Below are 12,048 nucleotides of genomic sequence, written 5' to 3'. Positions count from 1 at the left end.
GGGAGCGAATCCCGGGTTACCGGGCAGCAACAGCTGGCGCACGGCACTGCCGCGCCCACGCTTCAAGGCGTGTTTTGCAAGTACCGCGCCACAAAGCGGCGGTCGGCCCATTCCTTGAGCCAGCTGATGGGGCGGCCCTGGGCGCTGTAGGTGCCCCAGCCGGCCACCGCCTGCTGTGCACCACCAAACAGCAGGTGCAGGGCGTTGGCCTCGTTGCGGCTGGCGTGCAAGGTGCCGCCGGTGGTGGCGGCCGGCAGGTTGCGTGCCAGTGCCATGCTGTTGTCGGTCACGGCAAACACCTGCGGGTGGCTGGTGCTGCGCTGGTAGTGGTCGGTGACGATCTGGCCTTGTGGCGACAGGGCCAGGGCGCTTTGTGCCTGCCAGGCCGGGGTCTGGCCTTCGATGGCCAGCAGCGGCACATCACAGGCCAGGCGGGCACCACACCCCAACTGCACCTCGTCGGCTTTCAGACCCACCGCGGTGTCATGCAACACGGTGATGCGCTGCGCCTTCATGGTGGTACTCAGGCGCTGCTGCAGCGGGCTGGGGGTGCTGGCGCCATCGGCCAGCGGGCCGGCCACCAGTGTGACGGCGCTGTTAGGCAGGCGCTGGCGCACGGCCATTGCCAGTTCCATGGCTGCCGTGCCCGCACCGATGACGGCAATGCGCAGCGCCCGTGTTTCGCCCAGCTCACACACACGCGGCCACAGGGCGGCAAAGGTCTCCATGGGGTGCACAAACAGGCCGTGTTCACGCGCACCGGGCATGTCACGCTCAATCTGCTCGCGGTTTTGCACCGGCCCGGTGTTGACCGACAGCCAGTCGTAGTGCTGGGTGCTGCCGTCGTCCAGCAGCAGGGTTTGGGTGGCGGCGTCCAGCGCTTTCACATTGCGCTGCAGCCAGCGGATGCCGGCACGGCGCACCAGCGGCTCCAGCGGGATGGCGCATTCGTCCAGCGCGTAGTGGCCCGCCACAAAACCGGGCAACATGCCGGGGTAAATGCTGCGGGGGTGGGGCGCCACCAGGATGATGCGCATCTCGGCCAGCGGGTGCGCGGCCAGGTTGGACAACACCTGCAAATTCGCCATGCCACCACCCAACAAGACCAGCTGGCGCGGCTGGTAACCCCGTGCGTCGTGGTGCGGCACAGAGTCCACATGGTTCTTGAGGTGCGCGGCCAAAGCGTTCATGGCGCTATTGTTTCACGAGTTTGGGGTTTTTAATAGTCAAAAAGGCCTCTAGCCCATATGGACTATGCGCAAGCAGCTATTGAAAACATAGCGTTACAGGGCTACCAGCACCGGCGCCTGCCCGGCCGGCAGGGCCTGCACCTGGCCGATGGCGCAGGCTGCGGCGTAGCCTTGTGCCTGCAGCGCGGCCAGGCAGGCGGAGGCCTGTGCGGCGGGCACACTGGCCAGCAGGCCGCCTGCGGTTTGCGGGTCCACCAGCAACGGCCAGCGCACGTGGGCCATGGCCTCGCTGGCGTTCTGCACCCCATGCTGTTGGCGCGCATTGGCGCTGTGCAGGGAGCTGAGCAGGCCTTGCTGCACACAGTCCAGCGCGCCGTCCAGCAAGGGCAGGGCGTTCACGTCCAGCACCACCTGCACGCCGCTGGGGCGCGCCATTTCCACCGTGTGGCCGATCAGGCCAAAACCGGTCAGGTCGGTGCAGGCGGTGGCACCATACACGCGCAGGGTGTCGGCGGCAGCTCGGTTGCTTTGCACCATGCTTTGCAGAGCGGCCTGCACCCAGCGCCCGCTGGCAGCTGCTCGTCCGTGGGCAGCAAACAGGGCGCCGGTGCCGATCGGCTTGGTCAGCAGCAGGACATCGCCCGGCTGCATGCCGCCCTTGCGCATTACGCCGGTCAACTGTCCGTTCGTATCGATATCCACCAGTCCATTCACGGCAAAACCCAGCGCCAGCTCGGTGCCTTCGCCGCTGTGGCCGCCTATCAGCGTGCAGCCCGCGGCATTGAGCACCTGCACCGCGCCGGCCATCATCTGGCGCAGCGTGGCCTCCACCTGCCGGTCCACGCCGGGGGGCACGGTGGCTATTGCCGATGCCGTGTGCGGCTGGGCACCCATGGCAAACAGGTCGCCCAGCGCGTGGTTGGCGGCAATCTGGCCGAAGACAAACGGGTCGTCCACAAAGGCCCGGAAAAAGTCCACGCTGTGCACCAGCGCCTTGCCCGCGGGGATGCGCACCACGGCGGCGTCGTCGGGGCTGTCCAGGCCCAGCAGCACATCGGGGTTGGGCGCCACCCACAGGTCTTGCAGCGCACGCGACAACACGCTGGCGCCCACCTTGGCACCGCAGCCGCCGCAGCGCATGGCCACAGCGGCCTGGGCCTGTTGGGATTCTTCGGCAGAGAGTTGCAGGGGCGCAGGAGCGGCAGCTGCGGCCAGCGCTGACATGCCCGCTAAACCGTTGGCTCCTTGCACGCTAAAGCGCTGCATAAAGCGCCGGTCTATCCAATCCTTCCAGCGCCAGACCCAGGCACCGGCAAACCCGAGGGCGCCGCGCGAGGCCACGGCATATTGGTCGCCGGTGCTGATCAGGGCCAGCCAGCGGCGCTGCGGCCGGTAGGGCGCAAGCGAAAGGCCCTGCACCGCGCGCTGCAGGTTGCGCGCCAGCGGCATGCCCATGCGCACGGCAAACACCCCGGCTTTTTCCAGCGCAAAATTTTCCATGGCCGCCACATCGCCCGCCGCAAACACGCGCGGGTCGGTGATGCTTTGCAGTGTGTTGTGCACGCGCACGCAATGCTGGGCGTTCAGCGCCAGGCCGGTGCCCTGCAGCCAGGCGCCGCCGCCGGCCTGCGTGACCCACAACACTTCATCGGCGGCAAACCAGCTGCCCTGGGCACTGCGCAGGCGCCCGGCCTGCACTTCGGTAATGGGGGTGTGCTGGTGCACCTGCACACCGCGTTGCGCCAGCACGCGCGCAAAACGGCCGCGCACGCCGGCGTTGTGTGTGGGCAGCAGGCCTTCGGCGGTGAACAGCTGGAACTGCAGGGTTTCGGTATCACGGCCGGCGGCCTGCAGCACGGCGCGCAGCCGGTACTGCAGGGCCAGGCACAGCTCCACGCCCCCCGCACCACCGCCCACCAGGGCGATAGCCAGCGGGCCCTGGTGCTGCTCCACCCGCGCCAGCAGCGCCAGCCAGCGCTGCTGGAAACCGGTGATGGGTTTGACGGGTACGGCATGCGCCGCCGCACCCACCACCAACATTTGCGGCGTGGAGCCGGTGTTGATCGACACCAGGTCGTAGTCCACATCGGGCCGGCCGCGCAACTGCACGGTGCGGGCCTCGCGGTCCAGCCCGGTCACCTCGGCTTGGATAAAACGTGCCCCGGTGGCCGCGCACAGGCGGACCAGGTCGATGTGCACCTCGTCATACGTGTAATGCCCCGCCACATAGCCCGGCAGCATGCCGGAGTAGGGCGTGTGGGCGTCGGTACAGATGAGGGTGAGGCGCACGCCGGGCAGCGGGTGCATGGCGAAGTGGCGCAGCACACCCACATGGCTGTGGCCGCCGCCCACCAACACAATGTCTCTAACAATGGGTGTGGTGGGTATCTGCATGGGGCCCGATTGTGCCGCGGCCGCTGTGCCGCCTCTGGGCTAGCCTCGTCTCCAGTCGTGGAACTTGCGCACCCAGGCCAAGAGTGTGTGTGGCTGGTGCGCGCGTTTCCATTCGCCTGCGGCGTATTTGTTGGCCTCGGCCAGCGTGGGGTAGGTGTGGATGGTGCCCAGAATTTTGTTCAAGCCCAGGCCGTGTTTCATGGCCAGCACGTACTCGGCCAGCAGGTCGCCCGCATGGGTGCCGACGATGGTGACGCCGAGAATTTTGTCTTTGCCCGGCACGGTCAGCACTTTCACAAAACCGTGCGCCTCGCTGTCCGCAATCGCACGGTCCAGATCGTCGATGCCGTACTTGGTCACCTCGTAGGCAATACCTTGTTCCTTGGCATCCTGCTCGTTGAGGCCCACACGCGCGACCTCGGGGTCGATGAAGGTGGCCCAGGGGATGACGGAGTAGTCGGCCTTGAACTTCTTGAAGTCCCCGAACAGCGCATTCACCGCCGCATACCAGGCCTGGTGTGCCGCGGTGTGGGTGAACTGGTAGGGCCCGGCCACATCGCCCGCCGCAAAAATGTTGGGGTAGATGGTTTGCAGGTACTCGTTGGTTTGCACCGTCTTGTGCGTGGGGATGCCCAAGTCTTCGAGGCCATAACCGGTCAGGCGCGCGCTGCGGCCTACGGCGCACAACAGCTGGTCAAACGCAATGCGTTTTTCCACGCCCGCGTGCTCCACCACCAGCACCTTCTCGCCATTCATCAGCTCGCAGCGTAGGGCCTTGTGGCCGGTGAGCAGGTCCACACCATCGGCGCGCAGGGCTGCAGCGGCCAGCTCGGAGACTTCTTCGTCCTCCCGCGCCATGATGCGCGGCGCCATTTCCACCTGGGTGACGTGTGAACCTAGGCGCGCAAAACTCTGCGCCAGTTCGCACCCAATCGGCCCGCCACCCAGCACCACCAGCCGTGGCGGTACCGCGTCCAGCTTTGCGAACACGTCCCACAGGGTGTCGCTGGTCACGTAGCCCACATTCTCCAAGCCCGGCAGCGGTGGCACAAACGGCCGCGCACCGGCCGCGATGACGATGCTGCGTGTGGTCAGGGTTTGTTTGTTGCCATCGTTGAGGGCAATCTCCACCGTCCACGGGTTGGTGATCTTGGCGTAACCCTGCAGCACCTCCACACCCAGGCCGGTGTAACGTTTCACGCTGTCATGCGGCTCAATGGCGGCAATCACGTCGTGGATGCGCTGCATCACTTTCTTGAATGAAAAGAGTGCTTGGCCCCCGTCCTCTGTGCGCAAGCTGCTATATAAACCATAGCGCTCTGCGTGCTGCATCTGGTGGGCCAGCTTGGCGCTTTTGATGAGGGCCTTGCTGGGCACGCAGCCGTAGTTGAGGCAGTCGCCGCCCATTTTGTGGGCTTCCACCAGCGTCACCTTGGCTTTGACGGCGGCCGCAATGTAGGCCGACACCAACCCGCCTGCGCCAGCACCGATGACGATCAGGTTGCGGTCAAAACTCTTGGGGCGCACGGCGTTCCAGCGCGCGTAGACCTTGCGTTTCTGGAGGTAGTTCATGGCAGCCTTTGCAAACAAGGGGAACAAACCCAGCAGCACCAACGCGCCCAGCAGCCCGGGGCTGGCCACGTCCTGCAGGCTGCGGATGTCGGCCAGCTGCGTGCCGGCATTCACATACACCGCAGTGCCCGCCAGCATACCCAGCTGGCTGACCCAGTAAAAGGTCCAGGTGCGCAGCGTGGTCAGGCCCATGGCCAGGTTGATCACAAAAAACGGCACCACGGGAATCAAGCGCAGGCTGAACAGGTACAAAGCGCCCTCACGCGCCACCCCGGCGTTGATGTCGGCCAGGCGTTTGCTAAACCGCGCTTGCACCGCGTCACGCAGCACAAACCGCGCGGCCAGAAACGACAGCGTGGCACCGATGCTGGAGGCAAACGACACCAGCAGCAAGCCCCAACCCAGGCCAAAAATGCCGCCGCCGGCCAGCGTGACAATCGCCGCGCCGGGCAAGGAAAGACCGGCCACGGCCACGTAGATCGCGAAGTACGTAGCCCGCACTGTCCACGGCTGCTCGGCATACAGCGCGGCAAACGCCGCCTGGCTGGACTGCAGGTAATCCAGCCGCAGAAAACGGCCCAGGTCCAGCCATACAAACGCCGCAATGGCCGCGGCCACCACCGCTAGCAGCAAGATTTTGGACAGCTTCATTGGAAGGTTCTCCAGCCCCACCAGATGCGGGTGACGATGGTGATGCCGCACAGCGCGGCAAAGGCATAGGCCAAGGTGGCAAAGTGCGCGGGCCACAGGCACATGGCCACAAAAAAGGCCAGTGTCTCGGTGGCCTCGGTCAGCCCGCCCAAAAAGTAAAACGACTTGCCCGGCGTGGCCAGGTCTTGCAGTCCGCGTTTGGCGGCCAGCACCGCAAAGGCCAAAAAGCTGCTGCCCGTGCCCATAAACGCGGCCAGCAGCACGGCGGCTGGCAGTGCGTTGTCGGCTGGCTGGGCGATGGCAAATGCCAGCGGAATGCTGGCGTAAAACAAAAAGTCCAACGTGATGTCCAGAAAACCCCCGGCGTCGGTGGCCTGCGTCTGGCGCGCCACGGCACCGTCCAGTCCATCACACAATCTTGAAGCCAAAATGGCCAGAGCACCCATGGCATATGCGCCACTAGCTATCAAAATAGCAGCAAAAATGCCAATGCCAAAACCCAACAAGGTGATGGTGTTGGCGCCCAGACCGGCGCGCACCAGTACGCGGGCGGTGGCGGTGAGGGGGGGGCGAATCAGGGCAATGGCGTAACGGTCGAGCATGGGTGAGAGGGGCGGGGTTCAGGGCAGGAGTTCGGCCACGCCGTCCCACACCTCGGGGGCCAGGCGGCCTTCAAAGCGCTGAATGATCTTGCCCTGGGTGTCTACCAGCAGGGTGAGTGGCAGGCGCTGGCCTGTGGGCGCCGCACCCTCCAGCCGCAGCGACTGCCAGTTTTTCGCCGGCATCAGCGTTTGCCCCACCAGCGTTTCGTAGCGGCTCCAGTCCTCGGTGCGCGCGTCCACATTCACCGCCAAGAGCGTGAACGGCTTGGCCTGCCAGCCCGCGGCGTTGGCGCGCAGCTCGGGCAGGCTGTCGCGGCACACCGCGCAGCCGGTGGACCAGACAAATACCACTACCACCTGTTTGCGCAGCTTGGCCACATCGAGGCGCTGGCCTTTGGCGTCGACCGCATTCAACGCCAGCATGCTGCCCTTGGTCCACAAGGGGGCTGTGGCCTGGCTGTGGGCCGGGGCGCTGGACAAGGCTGCAGCAGCGGCCAGCAGTGCCGCCAGCATCCAGCGCAAGGGGGAGGTAGACGGCGTGGCGGTGTTGGTGTGCATGAGGGGGCAGTCTAGGCGAGGTGGTTCGGATCTGCCTATAGGTCGCGCAAAACCGGGGTTTCTTACACCGTGCCGGGCGGGCGCAGCTGCGTCAGGCACTGGGTGTCGGCCACATCGGCGGCATCGTGCGTGACCAGCAGGGCCGGAATCTGGCGGCGCTGCACCAGGCCAAACACCAGCGCACGCATGCGCTCGCGCAGCGCGGCGTCCAGTTTGGAAAACGGCTCGTCCAGCAGTAGGGCCTGTGGCTGGGCCAGCAGCGCGCGCGCCAGCGCCACGCGGGCACGCTGGCCGCCTGACAGCGTGGCCGGGTTGGCGTGCAGGAAGGCGCCCATCTCCACATCGGCCAGCGCGGCCAGCACTGCCGCTTCGCGCGCAGGCTGCGGCCCGGCGGGCACGGCAAACAGCAGGTTTTCGCGCACCGTCATGTGGGCGAACAGCAGGTCTTCCTGAAACAGAATGCCCACCTTGCGGGCCTGCGTGGGCAGGGTGTCGATGCGTTGGCCGTTGAGCGTCACTGTGCCGTTCCACTGCAGGGCCTCGTCCAGCGTGCCACACACAGCCGCCAGTACGCTGCTTTTGCCCGACCCGCTCTCGCCCATCAGCGTGTGTACGGTGCCCGGGGCCACGCGCAGGTCCAGGCCCTGCATCAGCGTATTGGTGGGGGTGGTCAGGTGGGCGATGTGGATGTGCAGGCTCATGGGCTGGGGGCAATACAAATGCGACCTTGCGCGTCCACCACCACGGGAATCGGCAGCAGACCCACGCCATCACACTCGCCGCCGGCACAAGCGCCGTCGCTCCAGCGGTAGCGTGCGTAGTGCACATTGCAGGTGATGCTGGTGTGCGGCACAAAGATCAGCAGGTCCTGCCGCGCCGCCAGCGGGACACCAAAGTGGGCGCAGCGGTTCACATAGGCCTTCACTTCGCTGCCACTGCGCAGCAGCAGGTAACGAAAGGGCGGCTCGGTGCCGGCCTGAGGGGCGGGCAGCGCCTGCAGGGTGGCGCTGCCGTCGGCCAGCGCGTCCAGCCGGCCCAGCAGTGTGCCGACCGGCGGGGCATGGGGCAGCTGGTGCCAGTGGGTGGGGGTGTCGCTCATGCCGCCGCGGGGGGGGGGAGCACGCTGCGCAGCCATTGGCGCGCAGCCTGGGCTTGCCGGTCCACCAGGGTCGGGTCGCGAAAGGCGTGGGCCATGACTGCGGCGCCTTGCAGCAGCGTGAGCAGGTGCTCGGCGTGGGCCTGCGCGGCGTCGGGGGGCAGGGCCCGCGCAAACTGCGCACCCAGCCAGTCGGCCAGCGCCTGCAGGATGCGCGAGGCATAGGGCTGCAGGCTGGGGTCGGTCTTGCCCAGTTGGCTGGCCAGGGTGCCCACGGGGCAGCCCACGCGGGCCAGTTCATGGGCCGAGTCCTGTGTCACCTGCACAAAGGCTTCCAGCGCTTGCAGGGGGGTGGGGTCGGCTGGCAGGCGCTGCTGCAGCCGGCCAAACAGCTCCTGCATGCGCGCCTCGGACACCGACTCCAGCATCTCGGCCTTGGTCTTGAAGTAGTAGGACAGATTGCCCTTGAGCAGACCGGCGTGTTCGGCCACATCCCCAATCGAGGTCTCGGCGTAGCCGCGCTCCATGAACAGGTGCAGCGCCGCCTCAACAATGCGCTGCCGGTTGGCCACGCCCTTGGCGGGCGGTGGTGCCAGAGGGGGTATCAAGGGTGCTGGGTGCGGAGCCATTGCGCAATGGTACCCAGTGGCACGTGGTCATCAATATGGCTGCCGTAGTGCGCCAGCGCAATGCGGCCTTGTGTGTCGATCAAAAAGTCTGCCGGTGTGCGCTGGAAGGGGCCGTCTACCCGGCCTGGCAAAAAACCTTGGCGAAACGCTTTCAGTGCCGTCAGCATGCCCTTGGGCGACAGCAGGCCACTCCAGTGGGCCTCGACCCCGAAGCGCCGGTACAGCGCCATGCCGGGGTCGGGCACGATGGGAAAAGGCGCGTCCTGGCGGCCCACGTATTGGGCGATGGACTCGGTGGGCGACTGGAACACCGCAATGACAGCCAAACCCTGGGCCGCCCACTCCGGGTAGGCCTGGATGATGGAGTGCATGCGCAGGTTGCACACCGGGCACGAGGCATAGCGGTAAAACGATAGCAGCACCGGCCGGCCGCGTAGGGCGGCTAGGTCGACAGGGTCGCCCAGGAAGTCGAGGGTGCTGAGGGCGGGTGGGATGGAGCCAACGGGGAGCTGCATGGGAATCCTTTTATGGTTTGGTCGGTTGTCCAAATATATCAGGACATCCGTCCAAATCTGCATACATTGAATTCCCCTATTCATAGTTTTAATAAATTGACTTATACAAATTAATGTCAATTAACTACCATCTGGCTCACCCGCCTTTGGCGCACCTGGACTTATGCCCATGCACACCGCTTCCACCGTCCCCTCCTGGTCCCAGTCACTGAGCGCCCATGCCCGCGCCCATCCTCTCGCGCTGGCCGGCCTGGGGGTGGCGGTGCTGGGCTTGCTGGCCCTGTGGGTCCAAGGTGGCGTAGTCCCCGCGGGTCAGAGCAGCCAGTTCGTCGCCTGGGCGCTGCTGGGTGGCACTGCGGGTTTGGTGGCCACTACGGTGGGGGCCTTGCCCGCCTTGTTGTTTGGCAGCCTGCAGCAAAAGACCGAAGACGTGATGCTGGGCTTGGCCGCCGGCATGATGCTGGCCGCCGCGGCCTTCTCGCTTTTGTTGCCGGGTATTGCAGCCGGGCGCGAGCTCACCGGTAACGCTGGTTTGGGCGCGGGCCTGGTGGTGCTGGGCATGGCCCTGGGGGTGTTGCTGATGCTGGGGCTGGACGCTTTTACGCCGCACGAACATGACCGCAGCGGCCCCTGCGGCCCTGGCTACGCGCGTTGCAACCGGGTGTGGCTGTTTGTGTTTGCCGTGGCCATCCACAACCTGCCCGAGGGCATGGCGGTGGGCGTGGCGTTTGCGCAGGGCGACATGGGGGTGGGCCTGCCGCTGGCCACCGCCATTGCGCTGCAAGACATCCCCGAAGGCCTGGCCGTGGCCATGACCCTGCGCTCCATTGGCACCCCGGCCTGGAAGGCGGTGGGCATTGCCGCGCTGGGCGGGTTGCTGGAGCCGCTGGGCGCGCTGGTCGGCATCAGCCTGGTAGGCAGCTCCGCGCTGGCCTACCCGGTGGGCCTGGGATTGGCGGCGGGCGCCATGCTGTTTGTGGTCTCGCACGAGGTGATTCCAGAGACCCACCGCAACGGCCACCAGACCGCGGCCACCCTGGGCCTGATGGCTGGTTTTGCGCTGATGATGGTGCTGGACACCACGCTGGGCTGAGCCCGCCCCATCCAACGCTGCCGACACTGTTTAGAAGCGGCGCGCCCGGCCCAACCGCGCAGCCACAGCAAACACCAGCACCGGCAGCAGCCACTGCAGCCAGGCAAAGGCGGCGGTGAGTGAGCGCTGGCCACCGGCGGCTAGCGTCACGGCCTCGGTGGTCACGGTGGTAAAGCGGCCCGCACCTACATACAGCGTGGGCAGGTACTGCGCCACGCTCACCGCAAAGCCAATCGCCACGCTGGCTGCCAGTGCACTGCGCAATAGGGGCCATTTCACCCGCAGCAAAAACACGGCGTGGCTGTGGCCCAGGCTGGCGCTCACGTGGCGCAGGCGGGGGTCAAAGCCCTGGTAGGGCCCCTGCAGCGCAATCAGCACATAGGGCAGCGCGGCCAAGGTGTGGGCCAGCCACAGGCCGGTGCCCGTGGTGTCCAGGCCCCAGGCCAGGCTGAGCCGGTGCAGGCCCACCACCCACAACACGGCCGGCAGCACCAGCGGCAGCATGAGCACAGGGCGGGCGCGTAACTGCCAGCGTGCGGGCGCCCATTCCAGCCAAGCCACGGCCCACAGCAGCGCCGCCATGCTGCTGGTCAGCGCCAGCCACACGGTGGTCCACAGGGTGTGGCTGCTGCGCGCCACGCCCAGCCAGGCGGCCCCGGTGAAGGTATCGGGCAGCAGCTGCGGAAACGGCCAGGGTCCGATCACGCTGCCTAGCAGCAGCGCCAGCATCACTGCGCCGTACACCCCTAGCAGCCATGCCAGCGCCGTGGGTCCATCCGCTGTGAGGGCGCGGCTTGTGTGTTCAGAGGCACCACGTGTCCAGCGCCGGCGCCTTAACGGCGTGTGCAGTAGCCCCCAGGCCAGCGCGGCGCCCAGCACCAGCACGATCGCCAGCAGCCACGCGGCGGCGGCGCCTTGCGCGTTGACGGCCGGGCTGGCATCCTGCAGCCACTGCCAGGCCAGCACCGCCAGCGTGGGCGGTGTGCTGGGCCCAATGAGCAGCGCCACGTCCACCACCGTCAGCCCATAGGCCAGCACCGCCAGCAGGGGCGCAGCCAGGCGCGGCAGCAGCTGTGGCCAGCCCACGCACCACCAGGCCGCATGCGCGCTGTAACCCAGCGTGTGCGCCAGCCGCAGCTCCTGCTGCAGGCGGCGCGCTACATCGGGCCGCTGCAGGTGGGCCAGTGCGGCCCACAGCAAAAACGGAATCTCTTTGCACACCAGTACCGCAATCAGGCCCAGGCCCCAGGGGTCTTGGGTGGTGGGCCAGGGGGGGGGGGCGCTGAGCCCGGTGGCCCAGGGTGACAACAGGCGCATTAGCCAGCCGCTGGGTGCCAGCAGTGCCAGCAGCCCAATGGCAAAGGCCGCGTGCGGCACCGCCAGCAGCGGTGCCAGCAGGCGTGTGAGCCGGTTGCCCTGTGCCCTGCTGTGCAACTGCCCCACCGTGGCCGCCAAGATGCCTGCCGTGGCTGCGGTAGCCAAGAGCGTGGAGGCCACACCGGTCCACACACTGGCGCCCAGCGCTGCCGCGGTGTGCGGCGCCCGCACCAGCGCGGCCCAGGCCGCAGCGTCTAGCCCGGCGGCCACGGCGCCCCACAGGCTCCAGCCCAGCGGCAGCAGCACGGCCGCCAGCAGCGCAAGGGCTACGGGGAAGCGGTGAGTGGGGTGGGCGCGCTGCATCGGTAAATAGTAGTCAAATTGGCCTCTAGCCCTTTTGGAATATGCGCAAGCAGCTATTGAAAATATAG

Annotated in this window: 11 protein-coding genes; 1 reads left to right on the top strand and 10 read right to left on the bottom strand. The window is 66.8% G+C overall.

The features are described 5' to 3' along the window. Nucleotides 1-62 precede the first annotated feature (62 nt). The 9 genes from C5F53_RS10125 to C5F53_RS10085 all read right to left on the bottom strand — a co-directional run bounded on the left by C5F53_RS10125 (nucleotide 63) and on the right by C5F53_RS10085 (nucleotide 9,207). Nucleotides 63-1,190, bottom strand: coding sequence for an FAD-dependent oxidoreductase (locus C5F53_RS10125; protein WP_105261254.1), 1,128 nt, complete (start codon nucleotides 1,188-1,190; stop codon nucleotides 63-65). A 93-nt stretch (nucleotides 1,191-1,283) separates the two neighbouring features. Beyond that, nucleotides 1,284-3,584, bottom strand: coding sequence for a selenide, water dikinase SelD (selD, locus tag C5F53_RS10120; RefSeq protein WP_105261253.1), 2,301 nt, complete (start codon nucleotides 3,582-3,584; stop codon nucleotides 1,284-1,286). A gap of 39 nt (nucleotides 3,585-3,623) precedes the next feature. Beyond that, nucleotides 3,624-5,807 carry an FAD-dependent oxidoreductase gene (locus C5F53_RS10115; protein WP_105261252.1) on the bottom strand — a complete coding sequence of 728 codons (2,184 nt, stop codon included), beginning with the start codon at nucleotides 5,805-5,807 and terminating at the stop codon, nucleotides 3,624-3,626. After that, entirely contained in the window at nucleotides 5,804-6,409 is a 606-nt protein-coding gene (locus C5F53_RS10110; RefSeq protein ID WP_105261251.1) for a CDP-alcohol phosphatidyltransferase family protein, read from the bottom strand. Before C5F53_RS10110 ends, C5F53_RS10115 begins: the two co-directional genes overlap by 4 nt. A gap of 18 nt (nucleotides 6,410-6,427) precedes the next feature. Then, nucleotides 6,428-6,967 (bottom strand): TlpA disulfide reductase family protein, encoded by a 540-nt coding sequence (locus C5F53_RS10105; protein ID WP_105261250.1) that lies wholly within the window; start codon nucleotides 6,965-6,967, stop codon nucleotides 6,428-6,430. A 62-nt stretch (nucleotides 6,968-7,029) separates the two neighbouring features. Continuing rightward, nucleotides 7,030-7,668 carry an ATP-binding cassette domain-containing protein gene (locus C5F53_RS10100; RefSeq protein ID WP_105261249.1) on the bottom strand — a complete coding sequence of 213 codons (639 nt, stop codon included), beginning with the start codon at nucleotides 7,666-7,668 and terminating at the stop codon, nucleotides 7,030-7,032. After that, nucleotides 7,665-8,066 carry a Rieske 2Fe-2S domain-containing protein gene (locus tag C5F53_RS10095; protein WP_161499921.1) on the bottom strand — a complete coding sequence of 134 codons (402 nt, stop codon included), beginning with the start codon at nucleotides 8,064-8,066 and terminating at the stop codon, nucleotides 7,665-7,667. Before C5F53_RS10095 ends, C5F53_RS10100 begins: the two co-directional genes overlap by 4 nt. After that, nucleotides 8,063-8,671 (bottom strand): TetR/AcrR family transcriptional regulator, encoded by a 609-nt coding sequence (locus tag C5F53_RS10090; protein ID WP_161499920.1) that lies wholly within the window; start codon nucleotides 8,669-8,671, stop codon nucleotides 8,063-8,065. The genes C5F53_RS10095 and C5F53_RS10090 overlap by 4 nt, the downstream gene beginning before the upstream one ends. Next, the gene (locus C5F53_RS10085) at nucleotides 8,668-9,207 is read right to left on the bottom strand and encodes a peroxiredoxin (RefSeq protein ID WP_161499919.1); all 540 of its coding nucleotides are present in this window, start codon (nucleotides 9,205-9,207) and stop codon (nucleotides 8,668-8,670) included. Before C5F53_RS10085 ends, C5F53_RS10090 begins: the two co-directional genes overlap by 4 nt. Nucleotides 9,208-9,376: 169 nt before the next feature. Here C5F53_RS10085 and C5F53_RS10080 point away from each other — a divergent pair, with 169 nt between their 5' ends. Beyond that, the gene (locus C5F53_RS10080) at nucleotides 9,377-10,300 is read left to right on the top strand and encodes a ZIP family metal transporter (protein ID WP_105261513.1); all 924 of its coding nucleotides are present in this window, start codon (nucleotides 9,377-9,379) and stop codon (nucleotides 10,298-10,300) included. 30 nt (nucleotides 10,301-10,330) lie between these two features. Here the strand turns inward: C5F53_RS10080 and C5F53_RS10075 are convergent, their stop codons facing one another. Then, nucleotides 10,331-11,980, bottom strand: a complete 1,650-nt coding sequence (locus C5F53_RS10075; RefSeq protein WP_236635333.1) for an ABC transporter permease — start codon at nucleotides 11,978-11,980, stop codon at nucleotides 10,331-10,333. Between the last annotated feature and the right edge of the window lie 68 nt (nucleotides 11,981-12,048).

Source organism: Rhodoferax sp. TS-BS-61-7, from assembly GCF_002943465.1.
In the GTDB taxonomy this organism is placed as follows: Bacteria; Pseudomonadota; Gammaproteobacteria; order Burkholderiales; family Burkholderiaceae_C; genus Allorhodoferax.
Note: the sequence above shows the minus strand (reverse complement) of the source record. Positions and strands in the feature narration are given on the sequence as shown.